19 protein-coding genes are annotated in these 17,546 nt (G+C 71.6%); 13 read left to right on the top strand and 6 right to left on the bottom strand.

Annotated elements, in window-relative coordinates; all coding sequences use genetic code 11:
• Positions 1 to 161 precede the first annotated feature (161 nt).
• From AAH991_RS34860 to AAH991_RS34850, 3 genes are all read left to right on the top strand, one after another.
• A complete protein-coding gene (locus AAH991_RS34860; protein WP_346230194.1) occupies positions 162 to 821 on the top strand; it encodes a TetR/AcrR family transcriptional regulator in 660 nt (219 codons plus the stop codon).
• An 80-nt stretch (positions 822 to 901) separates the two neighbouring features.
• A complete protein-coding gene (locus AAH991_RS34855) occupies positions 902 to 2,146 on the top strand; it encodes a sensor histidine kinase (RefSeq protein ID WP_346230229.1) in 1,245 nt (414 codons plus the stop codon).
• Positions 2,147 to 2,208: 62 nt separating this feature from the next.
• On the top strand, positions 2,209 to 2,997 hold the full coding sequence (locus tag AAH991_RS34850; RefSeq protein WP_346230193.1) for a class I SAM-dependent methyltransferase: 789 nt from the start codon (positions 2,209 to 2,211) through the stop codon (positions 2,995 to 2,997).
• 5 nt (positions 2,998 to 3,002) lie between these two features.
• Here AAH991_RS34850 and AAH991_RS34845 read toward each other — a convergent pair whose 3' ends face one another.
• Positions 3,003 to 3,602 carry a helix-turn-helix domain-containing protein gene (locus AAH991_RS34845; RefSeq protein ID WP_346230192.1) on the bottom strand — a complete coding sequence of 200 codons (600 nt, stop codon included), beginning with the start codon at positions 3,600 to 3,602 and terminating at the stop codon, positions 3,003 to 3,005.
• Positions 3,603 to 3,718: 116 nt separating this feature from the next.
• Between AAH991_RS34845 and AAH991_RS34840 the strand changes: the two genes are divergently transcribed.
• The gene (locus AAH991_RS34840) at positions 3,719 to 4,201 is read left to right on the top strand and encodes a cation:proton antiporter regulatory subunit (protein ID WP_169982766.1); all 483 of its coding nucleotides are present in this window, start codon (positions 3,719 to 3,721) and stop codon (positions 4,199 to 4,201) included.
• Positions 4,202 to 4,210: 9 nt separating this feature from the next.
• Positions 4,211 to 5,371: a cation:proton antiporter gene (locus tag AAH991_RS34835; RefSeq protein WP_346230191.1), complete on the top strand. Its 1,161-nt coding sequence runs from the start codon at positions 4,211 to 4,213 to the stop codon at positions 5,369 to 5,371.
• A 57-nt stretch (positions 5,372 to 5,428) separates the two neighbouring features.
• On the opposite strand, the gene sigJ is transcribed toward AAH991_RS34835, so the two are convergent.
• Complete coding sequence (sigJ, locus tag AAH991_RS34830) at positions 5,429 to 6,373, bottom strand: RNA polymerase sigma factor SigJ (protein WP_346230190.1); 945 nt, start codon at positions 6,371 to 6,373, stop codon at positions 5,429 to 5,431.
• Between the two features lie 154 nt (positions 6,374 to 6,527).
• On the opposite strand from sigJ, the gene AAH991_RS34825 reads away from it, so the two are divergent.
• Positions 6,528 to 7,739 (top strand): NAD(P)/FAD-dependent oxidoreductase, encoded by a 1,212-nt coding sequence (locus tag AAH991_RS34825; protein ID WP_346230189.1) that lies wholly within the window; start codon positions 6,528 to 6,530, stop codon positions 7,737 to 7,739.
• Here the strand turns inward: AAH991_RS34825 and AAH991_RS34820 are convergent.
• The 3 genes from AAH991_RS34820 to AAH991_RS34810 all read right to left on the bottom strand — a co-directional run bounded on the left by AAH991_RS34820 (position 7,660) and on the right by AAH991_RS34810 (position 9,890).
• Positions 7,660 to 8,469, bottom strand: a complete 810-nt coding sequence (locus tag AAH991_RS34820; RefSeq protein ID WP_346230188.1) for a cytochrome c oxidase assembly protein — start codon at positions 8,467 to 8,469, stop codon at positions 7,660 to 7,662. The genes AAH991_RS34825 and AAH991_RS34820 overlap by 80 nt on opposite strands.
• On the bottom strand, positions 8,466 to 9,005 hold the full coding sequence (locus AAH991_RS34815; RefSeq protein WP_346230187.1) for a DUF2243 domain-containing protein: 540 nt from the start codon (positions 9,003 to 9,005) through the stop codon (positions 8,466 to 8,468). Before AAH991_RS34815 ends, AAH991_RS34820 begins: the two co-directional genes overlap by 4 nt.
• Positions 9,006 to 9,122: 117 nt before the next feature.
• On the bottom strand, positions 9,123 to 9,890 hold the full coding sequence (locus AAH991_RS34810; protein ID WP_346230186.1) for a TetR/AcrR family transcriptional regulator: 768 nt from the start codon (positions 9,888 to 9,890) through the stop codon (positions 9,123 to 9,125).
• A 155-nt stretch (positions 9,891 to 10,045) separates the two neighbouring features.
• Between AAH991_RS34810 and AAH991_RS34805 the strand changes: the two genes are divergently transcribed.
• The 4 genes from AAH991_RS34805 (at position 10,046) to AAH991_RS34790 (ending at position 13,772) form a co-directional block, all read left to right on the top strand.
• Positions 10,046 to 11,245 carry an NAD(P)/FAD-dependent oxidoreductase gene (locus tag AAH991_RS34805; RefSeq protein ID WP_346230185.1) on the top strand — a complete coding sequence of 400 codons (1,200 nt, stop codon included), beginning with the start codon at positions 10,046 to 10,048 and terminating at the stop codon, positions 11,243 to 11,245.
• An 18-nt stretch (positions 11,246 to 11,263) separates the two neighbouring features.
• Entirely contained in the window at positions 11,264 to 12,214 is a 951-nt protein-coding gene (locus tag AAH991_RS34800) for a sigma-70 family RNA polymerase sigma factor (RefSeq protein WP_346230184.1), read from the top strand.
• A gap of 81 nt (positions 12,215 to 12,295) precedes the next feature.
• Positions 12,296 to 12,724: a glutaredoxin domain-containing protein gene (locus AAH991_RS34795; protein WP_346230183.1), complete on the top strand. Its 429-nt coding sequence runs from the start codon at positions 12,296 to 12,298 to the stop codon at positions 12,722 to 12,724.
• A gap of 94 nt (positions 12,725 to 12,818) precedes the next feature.
• The gene (locus AAH991_RS34790) at positions 12,819 to 13,772 is read left to right on the top strand and encodes a tyrosine-type recombinase/integrase (protein ID WP_346230182.1); all 954 of its coding nucleotides are present in this window, start codon (positions 12,819 to 12,821) and stop codon (positions 13,770 to 13,772) included.
• 73 nt (positions 13,773 to 13,845) lie between these two features.
• On the opposite strand, the gene AAH991_RS40580 is transcribed toward AAH991_RS34790, so the two are convergent.
• Positions 13,846 to 14,139, bottom strand: a complete 294-nt coding sequence (locus AAH991_RS40580; RefSeq protein ID WP_428834064.1) for a LacI family DNA-binding transcriptional regulator — start codon at positions 14,137 to 14,139, stop codon at positions 13,846 to 13,848.
• A 203-nt stretch (positions 14,140 to 14,342) separates the two neighbouring features.
• Here AAH991_RS40580 and AAH991_RS34785 point away from each other — a divergent pair, with 203 nt between their 5' ends.
• From AAH991_RS34785 to AAH991_RS34775, 3 genes are all read left to right on the top strand, one after another.
• On the top strand, positions 14,343 to 15,611 hold the full coding sequence (locus tag AAH991_RS34785) for an ABC transporter substrate-binding protein (protein ID WP_346230181.1): 1,269 nt from the start codon (positions 14,343 to 14,345) through the stop codon (positions 15,609 to 15,611).
• Between the two features lie 69 nt (positions 15,612 to 15,680).
• On the top strand, positions 15,681 to 16,607 hold the full coding sequence (locus tag AAH991_RS34780; RefSeq protein WP_346230180.1) for a carbohydrate ABC transporter permease: 927 nt from the start codon (positions 15,681 to 15,683) through the stop codon (positions 16,605 to 16,607).
• A gap of 1 nt (position 16,608) precedes the next feature.
• Positions 16,609 to 17,499 carry a carbohydrate ABC transporter permease gene (locus AAH991_RS34775; RefSeq protein ID WP_346230179.1) on the top strand — a complete coding sequence of 297 codons (891 nt, stop codon included), beginning with the start codon at positions 16,609 to 16,611 and terminating at the stop codon, positions 17,497 to 17,499.
• The last annotated feature ends 47 nt before the right edge of the window (positions 17,500 to 17,546 follow it).

The raw sequence follows: 17,546 nt of genomic DNA, 5'->3' as shown, positions 1-17,546 counted from the left end.
CGCTCCCCCGCGTGGCGGCAGGCCCCCGGCGCGACCGGCCGCCGGACGGAGCGCGGGGCCGGACGGCCCACTGGACGATTCCGTCCAGTTTATGGTGGTATGTCGCATATTATTGAGGGTCATCTCCAGCGGGGCCGCGTGCCCGAAGGCGGGGTTGTCGCATGGCCGATCGAGGGCCGAGGAAGGATCCCCCACGGCTCACCGCGCGCGGGGCGGCCACCCGCGACCGTATCGTCGCCACCGCCTCCGACCTCATGTTCAGGCAGGGTGTCGCGGCGACGACCCTCGATCAGGTGGTGGACGCCTGCGGCATCAGCAAGTCACAGCTCTATCACTACTTCCCGGACAAGGAAGCCCTGATCGCCGAGGTGATCGCGATGCGGAAGCATCGCATGGTCTCCGCACACAAGCCGCAACTCGACCAGGTGCGCTCGATGCGAGATCTCGAGCGATGGCGCGACTGGCTGGTGACGAGCCGCCGGGAGCGCGGCGAACCCTACAGGTGTCCCATCGGCTCACTGGCCAACGAGCTCTCCTGTCGTCACGACGACGCCCGCCGCTCCCTTGCGGCCGTCTTCGACACCTGGCAGGGACTGCTCGCCGACGGCCTCGCCCGGATGCGCGACAGCGGCGAGCTCGACCCCGGCACCGATCCCCGGGAGCTCGCCGTCGCGGTCATCGCCGCCCTGCAGGGCGGCTACCTGCTCGCCGAGACCATGCAGGACGAACGGCCCCTCGCGGTCGCCTTGGACATGGCGTTGGACCACGTGAAAGCCCACGTCAGGATCCCTGTCGCCGATTTGACACAATCCGACACCTGACCGCAAAGTGGACGAAATCGTCCAATTTGCGCATCGTGGTCCCGACCGTCCACGGGTGCGGCAGGAGATTGGTGAGGCCGATGCCGTTCCTGCGCTCGATCCAGAAGCGCTACACGACAGCCGTGGCGGTGCTGTCCCTCCTGTTGACGGTCCTGGGCGGCGTGAGCCTGGACCTGGCGATCCGCTACGGCGTCGAAGACCGGGTGTTCTTCGACGCCGAGCAGGTCGCCGCCTCGTGGAGCGCCCAGGTGCGCAACGGCACTCTCCCGCACGCCGCCCCCGGGACGGGCGACGTCGACCTGGTTCAGCTGGTGGACGCGCGGGGCAGGGTCGTCCACGCCAGCCCGGCGGCGACCGGCCGGCCGCCCCTGAGCACTGTCAGGCCCGGGCCGGACGACCGGCTCGAGCGGCGCGTCGAGTGCGGGCCGGGCGGGCGGTGCGTCCTGCTCATGGCCAACCGGGTCTCGACGGCCCCCGACGCCCCCGTCGTCTACGCGGGCACCGCCGAGCCGCCCCTCCTGGCGACGCACCACCTCGAATACCTCATCGCGGGGGGCGCGCTCCTCATCGTCCTGATCGGCGGCGGGGTGACGTGGTGGATCACGGGCCGGACGCTGCGCCCGGTGGAGCAGCAGTTCCGGCTCGCCTCCGTCACCTCCCACGAGCTCAGGACGCCGATCGCGGGCCTGCGGGTGCACCTGGAGGAAGCGCTGCTCTACCCCGACCACGTCGCCGCCCACGACGCCATCCGGGGGGCGCTGTCGGCCACCGGCCGGCTGGAGGCGATCGTGCAGGATGTGCTGGCCACGGCCGGGCAACATGGCGGCCGGCCCGCGCCGCCCGAGCCGATCGACCTCGGCGCGCTGGTGACCGAGGAGGTGCAGGCGCACCCCGGCCGTACGCCCGTGGAGGTCCACGTGACCGGGGACGTGTGGGTGCACGCCTCGCGGGTGCAACTGGCGCGGGTGATGAGCAATCTGCTGAGCAACGCGCGCAGGCACGCGGCGACCGGCGTCACGGTCCGGGTCGGGTCCGCCGGCGGCGACGCGGTCGTGACGGTGACCGACGACGGGAACGGCATCGCACCCGCCGACCGCGAGCGGGTCTTCGAGCGGTTCACCCGGCTGGACGAGGGACGGCGCAGGGACGCCGGCGGAACCGGGCTGGGTCTCGCGATCTCCCGCGACATCGCCCGGGCCCATCGGGGAACCCTGCGGATCGAGGACTCCCCCCGCGGCGCGCGGTTCGTCCTCCGGCTGCCGCTGATGCGCCGAAGCGCGATCGGCGGCGTCCCGCCCGTACCGGAACCGGCGAGGAAATCATGAAAAAGTGCGCGAAGGGCCGGTGAGCACGCCGTACGGTCCGACGAGCCGAGGAGGAAGCGGTCATGACGGTGACGCGGGAAGTGCGCGCCTACTACGAGCAGGACAGGGAGCACGGCAGGCTCCGCGCGGGCCGAGGCCGGCTGGAGCTGTGGCGCACACAGGACGTGTTACGCCGGGCACTGCCGTCGCCGCCCGCCCGGGTGCTCGACGTCGGCGGCGGCACCGGCGTGCACGCCGAATGGCTGGTCGCGGACGGCTACGAGGTCGAGTTGCTCGACCCGATCCCGCTCCACGTCGAGCGCGCCGGGGCCCTGGCCGGGGTGACGGCCCGGCCGGGCGACGCCCGGGACCTGCCCGCACCGGACGCGAGCGCGCACGCCGTCCTGCTGCTGGGCCCGCTCTACCACCTGGCCGACCGCGCCGACCGGGTCACCGCCCTGACCGAGGCGCGCCGCGTGGTGCGCCCCGGAGGGCTGGTGGCCGCCGCCACCATCAACCGCTACGCCGCCGTACACGACACGATCCACCTCGGGCTCTACACGCAGGAGCCGGAACGGCGCGCGGCGCACGCAGCCGTGACGGACGGCGTGATGCTGTCCCCCGGGCACGGTTTCTCCGCCTACTTCCACGACCCCGACGAGATCGTCGGGGAGTTCGCCGACGCCGGGCTGCCCGGGGCCGAGCGGTACGGCCTGGAGGGCGCCTTCTGGCTGTACGGCGACGTCGGCGACTGGCTCGACGACCCCGAACGCCGCCGGCTCATGCTCGACGCCCAGCGCGCCCTGGAACGCGTGCCGTCCCTCCTCGGCGTCAGCGGCCACCTGCTCACCCTCGCGCGCCGCCCCGCGTAAACGCCCTACGGCGCGGGATCCCGCTTCGCCTTCGGACGGGCACGGAGGTGGGCACGCTCACCCTGCTGCCCGAACAGGCTGAGGAACTCCACCGCGTGCGCGTCGGCGGCGCCGAACCAGTGCGGCAGCCGGGTGTCGAACTCGGCCGCCTCACCCGGGGAGAGCACCAGATCCTGCTCACCGAGGATCATCCGCAGCCGCCCGTTGAGCACATAGAGCCACTCGTAGCCCTCGTGGGTCTTCGGCTCCGGCTTCCTCCTGCCGCTGCCCGCCGGGATGACCAGCTTGTACGCCTGGATGCCCCCGGCCCTGCGGGTCAGGGGCAGCATGGTCATTCCGTTGCGCACGACCGGGCGCAGATGGACGCGGGGGTCCCCGGTCGGCGGGGCGTCGACGAGCTCGTCCAGCGTGACCCCGTGTGCCCGGGCCAGGGGCAGCAGCAGTTCGAGGGTCGGCCGGCGCGCGCCCGACTCCAGGCGCGACAGCGTGCTCACCGAGATGCCGGTCGCCGCCGACAGGTCGGCCAGGGTCGTCTCACGCTGCCGGCGCAGCGCGCGCAGCCGCGGCCCGACCGCGACGAGCGCGTGTTCGAGGTCGTCGTCCACGCCGACAGCTTGCCATACCCCCGACGACACTCACCAAGAGCCCGAAATGAGACGTCAGCTCATCGTTGGTAGGTTCCTGGGCAGACATTGACCTATTTGAACGGAGGAGCAGCGCCGTGGATGTCGAGCAGACGGTGTTGCCGGGGATCGGGTTGCGGCACGAGTTCACCACCCGCTCGGGACGGCGAATAGGAGTCGTCTCCCACCGCACGGGGCGACGCGACCTGGTGATCTACGACCCCGACGATCCCGACAGGGCCTGTGAGACGGTGAAACTCAACGACGAGGAGGCCGACGCGCTCGTCGAACTGCTCGGCGCCCCCCGCATCGTCCAGCGTCTCAACGCACTGCACCGCGAGGTCGAGGGGCTGGTCAGCGTCCAGCTGCCGATCTCGCCGGGCACCCCCTACGCCGGCCGCCCCATGGGCGAGGCCCAGGTGCGCACCCGCACCGGCGCCTCCATCGTGGCCGTGGTCCGCGCCGGACGCGTCTTCGCCAGCCCCGCCCCCGACTTCGTCCTCGCCACGGACGACGTCGTGGTCGTGGTGGGCAGTGAGGACAGCACCGCCGCCGTCGCCGACATCTTCGCCAGCGGCTGAGGGCAGCGCGTGCACAATACCGCGATACTTTTTCTGGAATTCGGCGCCGTCGTCCTCGGACTCGGCATCCTCGGTGCACTGGCGCTGCGCGTCGGCATCTCCCCCATTCCCCTCTACCTCATCGCCGGCCTGGCCTTCGGCACCGGTGGCATCCTCCCGCTGGCCACCAGCGAGGAGTTCATCGCCACCGGCGCCGAATTAGGCGTCATCCTGCTGCTGCTCACCCTCGGCCTGGAATACAACGCCGACGAACTGGTGACCAGCCTCAAAGGCAACGCCCGCGCCGGCCTGGTCGACCTCGTGCTCAACGCCGCCCCCGGCGCGATCCTGGCGCTGCTCCTCGGCTGGGGGCCGGTCGCCGCGGTCGCCATGGCCGGCGTGACCTACGCCACCTCCTCCGGCATCACCGCCAAGGTCCTGTCCGACCTGGGCTGGATCGGTAACCGGGAGACCCCCGTGGTGCTGTCGCTGCTGGTCTTCGAGGACCTCACGATGGCGGTCTACCTCCCGGTCCTGACCGCCATGCTGGCGGGCCTGAGCGCGGTCGCCGGCGCGATCACCGTGGCCATCGCGCTCGCCGCGGTGAGCGTGGTGCTCCTGGTCGCGCTGCGCTTCGGCCGATACATCGAGGCGTTCGTCGCCAGCCCCAACCCCGAAGTGCTCGTGCTCAAGGTGGTCGGGCTGGCGCTGCTGGTGGCGGGACTGGCCCAGCAACTGCAGGTGTCGGCCGCGGTCGGCGCGTTCCTCGTCGGCATCGCCCTGTCGGGCGAACTGGCCGAAGACGCCCAGGCGCTGCTCGCGCCGCTGCGCGACCTGTTCGCCGCGGTCTTCTTCGTCTTCTTCGGCCTGCAGACCGACCCCACCAAGATCCTGCCCGCCGCGGGCCTGGCCGCCGGCCTTGCCGTGGTGACGATGATCACCAAACTGGTGACCGGCGGCTACGCCGCCCGCCGCGCCGGCATCGCCCGCGCCGGACGGGTCCGGGCCGGCATCGCGCTCATCCCCCGCGGAGAGTTCAACATCGTCATCGCGGGGCTGGCGGTGGCCGCCGGCGCCCACCCCGACCTCGGCGCCCTGGCCGCCGCGTACGTCCTGATCCTGGCGGCCTTCGGCCCCCTGGCGGCGCGCCTGGTCCAGCCCATCCTCACCCGGATAGCCGCCCGCGCCTGACGACCGTCACCCCCCCGGCACCGGCCTGCCCCCGCACCGCGGCGGCAGGCCGGCGTGCTATCGGGGCGAACCCGTCGTCCACGGCCGGAGCTTGTCCGGGTTGCGCACCGCCCAGATGTGCGTGATCCGGTCGCCGGCGACCTCGAACCCGTACACCGACACGGTCACTCCATCCTGCTGGGCGACCAGCCCGGGCCGGCCGTTGACCGTACGCTCCAGGATCGTCAGGCCGCGGAGCCTGCCCCGGAGACGCACCAGGGAGCGCACGATCCGCTCGGCGCCTTCGATCGGGTGCAGCGTGGTGCTGACCAGGCCGCCGCCGTCGCTGACCGCCGTGGCCCCGGGGTCGAGGAGCCCGATGAGGGCGTCGATGTCCCCGGCTTCCAACGCCCGTTTGAAGTCTTTGACGATCCGGGCCTGACGGGCCGCGGGAGCCACGGGGGCCTGTGTGCCGCGGATGCGACGGCGGGCGGAGGAGGCCAGCTGACGGCAGGCGGCCGGGGTGCGGCCGACGATGTCGGCCACTTCGGCGAAGGAGTAGCGGAAGACGTCGTGCAGGACGAACGCGACCCGCTCGGCCGGGGTCATCGAGTCGAGCACGACGAGGAAGGCCAGGTTGACCGACTCGTCCAGGGTGATCCGGTCGGCCGGGTCGGCCGTGGCACCGCCCGGCCGCCCGCCGGGCCACTCCCCGGGGTCGGGCAGCGGCTCGGGAATCCATTCCCCCACGTAGGTCTCCCGCCGGGCCCGCGCGGAGGAGAGCACGTTGAGGCAGATGCGTCCGGCGACCCTGGTCAGCCAGGCGCCGGGGGACGCGATGGCGTCCTGCTGCCGCCGGGACATGGCGTACCAGCGGGCGTAGGTCTCCTGCACGACGTCCTCGGCGTCGGCCAGGGAACCGAGAAGGCGATACGCCAGGTTGATCAGCTGACGCCGCTCGCTCATGATCACGCTCAGGCCGGGATCGACCCGGCCGCCTCCCGGCTCGGACTGGATGGTCATGGTGTGCTCGGCTCCCTTGGTCGCGTCATCCCTACCAGTCCGACAAGACAGCGCGGCGAACTGTAAGGCCGGCGGCTCGCCTCACATTCCGGGCAGGTGCGTTGTCGGACAGGTGGAAGAGCCACTCAGCGCGAGTTCGAGAAGGGAACCCACCATGTCCACGACCGGACACCACGCCGCCCACAAGGTCGTCGTCATCGGCGGCGGCTACGCCGGCACGCTCGCGGCCAACCGGCTGCGGACGCGCCCCGACATCGGCGTCACGCTGGTCAACCCACGCCCGGAGTTCGTCGACCGAATCCGGCTGCACCAGTTCGCGGCCGGCACCGGCCAGGCCACGGCGGACTACGGCACGCTGCTCGGCGACGGCGTCAGGCTGGTCGTCGACAGCGCCGAGCGCATCGACACCGCCGCCCGCACGGTACGGCTGGCGTCGGGCCGCGCCCTCGGCTACGACTACGTCGTCTACGCGGTCGGCAGCACCTGCGCGATACCGGCATCGGTGCCCGGCGCGGCCGAGTTCGCCGTGCCCATCGCCGAACTCGAGCCCGCGCGGCGGCTGCGCGCCAGACTGCGTGAGCTGCCCCCCGACGCTCCGATCACCGTGGTCGGCGGCGGGCTGACCGGTGTCGAGACGGCCGCCGAGCTGGCCGGGCAGGGGCGCGGCGTCACGCTCGTGTGCGGCCACACCCTGGCGCCGTCGCTGAGTGCGCCGGGTCGCCGTTCCCTGGCCACGTGGCTGTCCCGGCACGGTGTCGTGGTGCTCGAGGCCGCCGCGGTGAACGAGGTCCGGCCGGATGCGGTCGTCTTCGCCGACGGGGTGGTCCGGGCCAGCGCGTTGACCATCTGGGCCGCCGGTTTCGGTGTGCCGCGGTTGGCGGCGGCCAGCGGGCTGCGCACCGACGCGCTCGGCCGGCTGCTCACCGACGAGACGCTGACCAGCGTCGACGACGACCACGTCGTCGCGGCCGGAGACGCCGCCGCGCCGTCGGGCCGGCCGCTGCGGATGAGCTGCTACGCCGCCGGACCGCTGGGGGCACGGGCCGCCGACACCGTGCTGAGCCGCATCGCGGGAACCGCTCCGGCGGTGATCGACCTGGCCTTCACGGGGTCGTGTGTCAGCCTCGGCCGGCGCGCCGGCCTGCGGCAGTTCGCCCGCAAGGACGACACCGCGACGAACGTCTACTTCGACGGCCGCATGGGCGCCATGTACAAGGAGCTGACCTGCAAGGTCGCGCTGTGGAAGATCCGCCGCGAGGCCCGCAGACCGGGTTCCATGATCTGGATCAAGGGCGGCCCGCGGCCCGGGCAGCCGGTCGCCGACGGCGCTCGGGACGATCACGGCGCTCGGGACGCCAGGTGCTGACGAGGGCGGCGGCGACAAGGAGCTCCGCGATGTCGCCGCCGTAGTACATGATCTCCGCGCCGCCCCGCACCTCGGCCACGGGGGCCCGCACCTCCAGCCACAAGCCGCCGTACATCAGCTGCGCGACGACCGCGTGCACGGCGATGGCGCAGCCCAGGTAGACCAGGCGGGCCCGTACGCCCGGCCTGGCGGGCGCGGGATCGGGACCGGCGATCACATGGGCGAACAGGCAGCCCGACAGCAGGAAGTGGGCGTGCAGCAGCCAGTGCCCGGCCGGATGCGCCGCAGCGGCCTCGTACAGCGGCGTGAAGTAGAGCACCACGAGGCTGCCGGTGGACAGCAGCAGTGCCGTCACCGGATGGGCCGCCAACCGGCCGGGACCGCTGTGCACCACGGCGGTCAGCCGCCGCGCCCCGGCGACGGGCAGGGCCCGCAGCAGCAGGGTGACGGGAGCGCCCAGCACCAGCCCGATCGGGGCGTACATCCCGATCAGCAGGTGCTGCACCATGTGACCGCGGAAGTCGCCGTGGGCGAAAGACGCGACGGGCGGCAGGAGCGCCGCCGCCACCAGGGAAATCCCGGCGGCGAAGCTCGCCGTACGCCACCCGCTCCAGCCCAGGACCGGATTGCGGCGGCGCGCCCGCCGGGCCAGGTGAAGGTAGACGAGCAGCACGAGGACCGGCGCGAGCACGCCGGACACCCCCGCGACGTGGGCGCCGTGACCCGTCACGCGGGAGCCCCGGCGGGATCGAAGGAGCGCCCGCTGCGCGCGAGCAGGTAACCCCCGGCGAGCAGCAGCGCGCCCAGGACGAGGAAGCCGAGGTCCCACCACAGCTGGTGGGGGCCGCCCCGCACGTGGTGGATGCCCAGGATCTGGTGGTCCAGGACGCCTTCGACGAGATTGAACACGCCCCAACCGGCCAGGATCCACCCCCACAGCACCCGCGAGGTCCACACCCGGCGCCGCTCGCGGGTGACCCGGGAGTACAGGATCGCGAGGCCGATCAGCACCGCGAGCCAGCACACGGTGTGGAACAGGCCGTCCCACACCGTGTTCATCTCCAGCCCCGAGACCGTGCGGGGGTCGTAGTACCGCACCCCGATGCGGTCGCTGTCCGTGCTGCTCAGCATGTGGTGCCACTGCAGGAGCTGGTGCAGCAGGATCCCGTCGACGAACCCGCCCAGCCCCACCCCGAGCACGATGCCCGGCAGGCGCAGACTGGCCGGCTCCGGACCGGTCCCGGCCTCGCCCGCGGTGGTCGCCATCGCCCTGCCCCCGTTCCCCGGCCGCCGCTGTGCGGATCTCCGCCTGGGCAGGTTCCCCGGACCGGGGGCCGTAGTCACGCAGGCACGCGCGGATCCACCGCCCGGCCTACCGACTCTTTAGACGGCGGTGCGGGCGGCGACGAACGCCCCGATGCCGTCGAGCACACGCTGCAGGCCGAACTCGAACGCCTGGTCCGGGTCGTAGGCCGCGTTGTAGGCCTCGCCCGCCGCCGCGCCCACCCGTGCCGCCAGCGGATAGCGCCGCGGATCGAACACCTTGGCCAGGTAGGGCGCGTGGGCGTACCACCACTGCTCGTCGGTCACGCCCGTGTCGCCCGGCGCCTGCGCCGCCTCCACCGCGCCCCGCGCCGCGCCGCTCACGTAGCCGTTGAGCAGTGTGACCACCGAGTCCATCTCGAGGTCGTCCAGGCCGATGCCGTCGACCGCCCGCAACTCGTAGTCGTACTTCGCGATGAAGTTGGGGCCGAGCGGGGGCCGGCTCGCCGTCGACACCTGCAGCACCCACGGATGCCGCCGGTACAACGCCAGGTTCTCCCGGGCGATCAGCTCCAGCCTGCCCCGCCAGCCGCCCGGCACCTCCGCGGGCGCGGGCAGCTCGCCGTACGCCGTGTCGACCATGACATCGATCAGCTCGGCCTTGCCCGGGACGTAGGTGTACAGGGACATCGTCCCCACGCCGAGCTGTTCGGCGACCTTCCGCATGGACAGCGCGGCCAGGCCCTCGGCGTCGGCCACCGAAATCGCCGCACGCACGATCCGGTCGACGCCGAGATCCGGTTTGCCCTTGCGCCCGGTCCGCTCACCCGTGCGCCACAGCAGGGCCAGACTCCGCGCCGGGTCTGCCTGCGAGCTGTACTCCGTCATCGCCTGCGAATTCTATGCGCACCCCGGTTCCGCATGCCGTACGGTACGGCGATGCTTCTGACGCTGTGTGACCCATGCCACATGCGTTCCTGTCAGGAATCGGGGCGCTGCTCCGCTCAGGTCACCGAGAGCAAGCGAACCGACAGGAGCATCGCATGAAGCACCGCATCGTCGTCCTCGGCGCCGGCTATGCCGGGGCCTACGCGGCGGGGACCCTGGCCCGCCGGCTGTCCCCGGCGGACACCGAGATCACCGTGGTCAACGCCGTGCCGGACTTCGTCCAGCGCATGCGGCTGCACCAGCTGGCGGCCGGCCGGGACATCGAGGCCCCCGAACTCGCCGACGTCTTCTCGGGCACGGAAATACGGCTGCGCCTGGCCCGCGTCACCGTCGTCGACCCCGAGCGCAGGGTCGTCGCCGTGGCCGACGCCGACGGCGGCGGCGAACTCGGCTACGACACGCTCGTGTACGCGCTCGGCAGCCACGGCGACGACCACGCCGTACCCGGCGCGGCCGAGCACGCCTTCGACGTCGCCGCCAGGCCCGCGGCGCTGCGCCTGCGCGAGCGCCTGGACAGGCTGGACAGGCGGGGCGGAGGCGGGCGAGTGGTGGTCGTCGGCGACGGGCTGACCGGCATCGAGACCGCCACCGAGATCGCCGAATCCCGCCCCGGCCTGTCGGTCACGCTGGTCGCCCGCGGCGAGCTGGGCGCCCGGCTCTCCACAGGGGCCCGCGGCCACCTGCGCCGGGCCTGCGACCGGCTGGGCATCACCGTCATGGAGCACACCAGCGTCGAAGCCGTGGAAGCGGCACGGGTGCTGTGCGCCGACGGCACCGCCTTGGCGTCCGACGCGACCGTGTGGACGGCCGGGTTCGCGCTCAGCCCCATCGCCGCCATCGGCGGGCTGCACGTCACCGGGAACGGCCAGATCGTCGTCGACCGCACCATGCGCTCGGTCTCGCACCCGGACGTCTACGCCATCGGCGACAGCGCCCACGCCATCGGCGACAACGGCCGCCCCCTTCCAATGTCCTGCGCCTCAGCCGGCTACACCGGCCGGCAGGCCGTCGAGGCGATCATGGGACGCCTGACCGGCCGCGAGATCACCCACACCAAGCTGGCCTACGCGTACAACCACATCAGCCTCGGGCGGCGGGACGGGATCCTGCAGATGGTCGACGACGAAGGGCGAGCGAAGCCGAAGTACGTGGGCGGCCGGAAGGCCGCGCGGGTCAAGGCGGGCATCCTCACGATGTCGCTGTGGGCCACCTCGCACCCGACCTTCGGCGTGCCCAGGCACAAGCGCCGCCTCGCCGCCGCACCGGACGCGACCACCGAAAAGGCCCTCGCGTAGCCGCCTAGGGTGGTGCACGTGCACAGCAGCGCCACGGATCGCTTCGACATCGGCCGGTTCGAGGCCAGCCGGAACCGGCTGGCCTCACTGGCCTACCGTCTGCTGGGCTCGGCCGCCGACGCCGAGGACACCGTGCAGGACGCGTTCCTGCACTGGCAGGCCGCGGACCGGCAACGGATCGAGGTGCCGGAAGCCTGGCTGACCAAGGTCGTCACCAACCTGTGCCTCGACCGGCTCCGCTCGGCGCGAGCCCGCCGCGAACGCACCGCCGGCGCCTGGCTGCCCGAACCACTCCTCGACGGCGACCCGATGCTCGGCCCGGCCGACTCGTTCGAGCAGCGCGAATCGGTCTCCCTGGCCGTGCTGACGCTCATGGAGCGCCTGTCGCCCGTCGAACGAGCCGTCTACGTCCTGCGCGAAGCGTTCTCCTACAGCCACGCCGAAATCGCGGAGATCCTCGACATCACCGAGTCCGCGAGCCAGCAGCACCTCCACCGGTCCCGGCGCCGCGTCACCGCCGCGCGCCGCAACGGCGCGGTCGACCCGGCATCCGCCCGCAGGGTGGTCGAGGAATTCCTCGCCGCCGCCTCCTCGGGCCGTACCGAACGCCTGGTGGAGCTGCTCACCGACGACGCGACCGCGATCACCGACGGCGCCGGCCTCGCCGGGAAGCTGATGTGGTACGACACTCCGCAGCGCGTCGCCGCCGTCTTCCGGGCCGGCTTCAAGCCCACACCCGCCAAGCGGCGATTCGCCGGCGGGACGCCCGCCATCCACTACGCCCTCGTCAACCGCGCCCCCGCCATCCTCTTCGTGATCGGCGACCGGGTCATCGGCGCCGTGACGTTCGACGTCGCGGGCGGCAAGATCGCAACCGTACGGAGCATCGCCGCCCCGGCCCGCCTCGCCCGCCTCGCCGAAGCCTGGCGGCGGCACGCACCGGACACCCCGCTCATCAGCCGGTGGTGACCCCCACGCCGGTGACCGGCCTGGCACAGCGGGGCGGACGCGGGGCGAAGGCGCGCCGCGTCGTGCGCTAGCGTGATCGTCATGCTGCGCCGATGGATGCTGCCGATCCTCTTCCTGGCCCTCGGGCTCGCCGCGGCGGGCCGGCAGATCGCCCAGGGATCGACGGGCGGCGCCGTCACACTGCTCCTGCTGTTCCTGGTGGCGGGCGTCCTGCTGTCCCCCTTGGCGTTCCCGAGATCCGTCAGCGCCGCCGAGGCGCTGCGCCGCAGCGCGACCGACGGCCGCCCGATCGTCTACTGGCGCCCCGGCTGCCGCTACTGCCTGCGCCTGCGCACCCGGCTCGGCCTGCACGCTCACCGGGCGCACTGGGTCGACATCTGGCGCGACCCGGAAGGCGCCGCGGCGGTCCGGGCGGCCACCGGCGGCGACGAGACCGTGCCGACCGTGGTGGTGGCGGGCACTCCCCACGTCAACCCCGATCCCCGATGGGTCCGCGCGCAACTGACCTGACCCGATTGTTGCCGGGGTTCTTGGTAACGGACCTAGATGATCTTGCAACAACCGGACGCCTTTACAATGTAGATTCATAGTAGGATCACGGTCGATGAAAACCCCCGCCGTCCCCGAGCGGGACATCCCGGTACGGCCCGGACGCGACCCCTACCAGGTGTATCTCGACGCGCTGCAGAGCCCCGAGTCCAAGCGCACCATGAAGGGCTGCCTCGACCGCATCGCCCGTCTCATCACCGGCGACCCGGAGGCGACCGGTGCCGGACAACCCTGGGAACTGCTCCGCTACGAGCACACGATCCGGCTGCGCACGCTGATGCGGGAGCAGGGCTGGTCCCCCGCCCACGTCAACAAGCACCTGGTCGCTCTCCGCCGCGTGCTCAAGGAGGCGTGGCGGCTCGGCCTGATGAGCGGCGAGGACTACCAGCGCGCCGCCGACCTGCCCGCCTACAAGCACACCCGTGTCCCGGCGGGACGGCACGTCGAGGCCGAGGCGCTGGCGGCGGCGCTCGAGGTGTGCGACGGCGACCACTCCCCCGCCGGCCGCCGCGACGGCGCGATGCTCGCGGCGCTCTACTCCACCGGCTGCCGCCGGGCCGAGATCGCCGGGCTCACTTTGGCCGACTTCGATCCCCACGCCCGCTCCCTGCGGGTGCGCGGCAAGGGCGACAAGGAACGACTCGTCTACCTGACCGCGGAGGCCGTCGAACGTCTCGACCTCTGGCTCGCCGTACGCGGCCGGGCGACGGGCCCTCTGTTCTGCCCCATCAACAAGGGCGGGCGGCTGCGCCTGGCCCACATGACCGGCCAGGCCATCGCCGACATCGTCTCCCGCCGCCTGGCCGCCGCCGGGGCGTCACCGCGGACGCCGCACGACTTCCGGCGTACGTTCATCGGCGAGCTGCTCGACGCCGGGGTCGACCTCGCCACCACCCAGGCCCTGGTGGGCCACGCCTCCCCCGCCACCACCGCGCGGTACGACCGGCGGCCCGAGCGGCGCCGCCGCGAGGCCGTCGACCGGCTCCGCGTCCCCGGCGCCGCCCGCTGACCCGAGGTCGCGGACTTCAGCGACAGCCGGGCCGGGAGGGCGAGGGACGGCCTCGGTCCCGCGTGCTCGGTCATCACCACGCCGTCCAGGTTGTGCCTGCGCACGGCCCGCACGAAGGCGTCGCCGGTCCGCTCACCGTTCCTCTCCCCGCCGGCGACGAGGTGGCCGGCGTGCGGACGGACTCGTTGGGCAGGTAGCCGATTCGGCGGGCCGTCCACAGAACCCGCGTCCTGGTCTTCGCGTTCGCTACCTCCGGATTGTCGAAAACGCGGGAGACGGTCGCCGGGGACACGCCGCACAGGCGTGCCGGCTCTCTGATCGTTGCCACGGATCGAACGCTGTCACATCTCGCTGCAACCGGTTTCATGTAACCGGTTTCGACGGAAATTACGCAACCTTGGGAAGTCTGTCAAGGTGGACGGTAATTTTATTGGCGTTACGTTTTCGTGATTTGACACCGCATGCCGCTGTTATGTCTTATGGCGGGCGTATCGGTCGATGCTTTTCGTTGCCGCGGCTCGACCGTCGCATCTCGCAGCCACGCCCCTTCTCCCTGCCAAGGAGTTCACGGTGTCTGCTGCGAAACTTCGTCTGCTCGTGGGTGTGCTCGCCGTCGGCGTGCTCACCGCCGGCTGCGGCGGCTCGTCCGGCTCGTCCGGCGACGGGCGCGTCACCCTCACCCTCAACCTGTTCGGGAACATGGGGTTCAAGGACCTGTACGCCAAGTACGAGGCCGCCCACCCGAACATCAAGATCGTCGAGCGTACGTCGGCGTACAACGACCACCACCGCAACCTGGCCGCCCATCTGGCGACGGGCAGCGGCGCGGCGGACGTGGAGGGCATCGACACCGGCTTCATCGCCCAGTTCAGGGCGCAGCCGGAGCGCTTCGTCGACCTGCGCAAGCACGGCGCCGACGGGCTCAAGGACCGGTGGTTGCCGTGGAAGTGGCAGGCGTCGGTGGCCAAGAACGGGGCCCAGATCGGATACGGGACGGACGTCGGCGGCCTGGCCATGTGCTACCGGCGAGACCTGTTCGAGAAGGCCGGCCTGCCCACCGAGCGCGACGAGGTCAGCAAGCTATGGCCGGACTGGGCGTCGTACTTCGAGGCCGGCCGGAAGTACACCGCGAACAAGCCGGAGGGCGCGAGCTTCTTCGACGGCGGCGCGCAGATCTTCAACGCGATGATCGGGCAGGCCGAGACCGGCTACTACGACTCCTCCGACCACGTGGTCGTCGCCACCAACCCGGTGGTCCGCTCGGCGTACGACGAGGTGCTCAAGGCCGTGGCCGACGGCGAGTCGGCCAAGCTGGTGGGCAGCTCCCCGGCGTGGAACACCGGCTTCGCCAAGAGCCAGTTCGCCACCATCGCCTGCCCCGCCTGGATGCTCGCCAAGATCCAAGACCAGGCCAAGGCATTCGCCGGCAAGTGGGACATCGCGGCCATCCCCGGCGGCGGCGGCAACTGGGGCGGTTCCTACCTGACGGTTCCGGCGCAGAGCAAGCACGCGAAGGAGGCGGTGGACCTGATCACCTGGCTGACGGCTCCCGAGCAGCAGATCGAGGTGTTCAAGGCGCACGGCATCCTGCCTTCGACCGTGGCGACGTACGAGAAGCCCGAGGTCAAGAACCTGAAGAACGCCTTCTTCAACGACGCCCCGGTCGGGCAGGTCTTCACCACCGCCGCGCTGAACCTGAAGCCGCAGTACCAAGGGCCGCGGGCCGGCGACATCCAGACCGCCATCCGCGACGCGATCAACCGGGTGGAGGAGGGCAAGCAGGACGGCCCGCAGGCCTGGGAGCAGATGCTCAAGGACGTCGAGCGCATCGAGCAGTAGCCGCCCAGCCAAGCCGGGTGACGGCGGGACGTAAGGGCCCGCCGTCACCCCTTCCCCCGGGATGGACCCATGACCCTCGCACGATCCGGGCCACGGCGCCGCTGGGCCTACCAGCTCGACGTCAAGGGCTCGCCGTACTTCTACATCGCCCCGTTCTTCCTGCTGTTCGGCGCGGTGGGGATGTTCCCGCTGCTGTACACCGCGTACGTCTCGCTCACGAACTGGAACCTGCTGGAGCCCACCCGGCACTGGGTGGGGCTGGCGAACTACGCCGAACTGCTGACCGACGACTACTTCTGGAACGCGCTGTTCAACACCGTCAGCATCTGGCTGCTGTCCACCGTGCCGCAGCTGCTCGCGGCCCTGTTCATCGCGCACATGCTCAACCGCAGCCTGCGTGCCCGGACGTTCTTCCGGATGGGCGTGCTGCTGCCCAACGTGACGTCCATCGTCGCCGTCACGATCATCTTCGCCCAGCTCTTCGGCCGCGACTTCGGCATGGTCAACTGGGCGCTCGATCTGGTGGGGCTCGACCCGGTGGACTGGCAGGCGGGCACCCTGTCCTCGCACATCGCCATCTCGCTCATCGTCATCTGGCGGTGGACCGGCTACAACGCGCTGATCTACCTGGCCGCCATGCAGACGATTCCCGAGCATCTGTACGAGGCCGCGACGCTGGACGGGGCCGGCCAGTTCACCCAGTTCCGGAAGATCACGATCCCGATGCTGCGGCCGACGATCATCTTCACCGCGGTCGTGTCCACCATCGGCGGCTTCCAGATCATCGCCGAGCCGCTGCTGTTCCAAGCCGGCACGGGCAACCCCACGGGAGGCTCGGACCGGCAGTTCCAGACCGTCGGCCTCTACCTCTACGAGCAGGGGTTCAGCCTGTACAAGTTCGGCTACGCCTCGGCGATCGCATGGACCCTGTGCCTGATCATCGTGGTCATGGCTCTGGTCAACTACTCGATCACCCGCCGGATCAGGAGGAGCTGACGTGACGACGATCATCACCGAGGCGCCCCGGCAGGCGCGCGTGCCCCGCTCGCGGGCGGCCCGCCCCCGCGGCGGGCGCCGTTCGGCCGGGTTCTGGACCTATGCGGCGCTGGTCGCCGTCCTGCTCGGCTCCCTGTTCCCCGTCTACTGGTCGCTCATCGTGGCGTCGCACGACAACGACGCCATCGCCCGCGTGCCTCCCGTCCTGACGCCCGGCGGGCACCTGTTCGAGAACATCGCGCGGGTCTTCGACACGACCGCGTTCGGCAAGGCGATGCTCAACTCCTTCATCGTCTCCGGCTCGGTCACCGTCTCGGTCGTGCTCTTCTCCACGCTGGCCGGGTTCGCGTTCGCCAAGCTTCGCTTCCGGGGCCGGACGTCGTTGCTGGTCGTGGCCATCGCGACCACCACCGTGCCGCACCAGCTCGGGATCATCCCGCTCTACATCCTCATGGCGGAGCTCGGCTGGACCGGCCGGCTGGAGGCGGTGATCGTGCCCGGCCTGGTCACGGCGTTCGGCGTCTTCTTCATGACGCAGTACCTGTCGAGCGCGGTGCCGGACGAACTCCTGGAGGCCGGGCGGATCGACGGCTGCTCCACCTTGCGCCTGTTCTGGCACGTGGTGGTGCCCGCGGCGCGGCCGGCCGCGGCCGTGCTCGGGCTGTTCACGTTCATGCAGGCATGGAACGACTTCTTCTGGCCGCTGGTGGTCCTCACCCCGGAGAACCCGACCGTGCAGGTCGCGCTCTCCTCGCTGGCCAGCGGTTACACGACCGACTACGCGCTCGTGCTCACCGGCACGGTGCTGGCGACGGTGCCCGTCGTGGCCGTCTTCGCGGCCCTGGGCCGGCAGATCATCGGAGGAATCATGTCAGGAGCGATCAAGGGATGACGGCGATCGAGGAGAGTCTCACCCGGCCGGGGGCCTTTCCCGCGGGT

Origin of the sequence: Microbispora sp. ZYX-F-249, assembly GCF_039649665.1 — a bacterium.
GTDB classification, from domain to species: Bacteria; Actinomycetota; Actinomycetes; order Streptosporangiales; family Streptosporangiaceae; genus Microbispora; species Microbispora maris.
The sequence above is the reverse complement of the archived record's forward strand: the minus strand, read 5'-3'. Positions and strand labels throughout refer to the sequence as shown.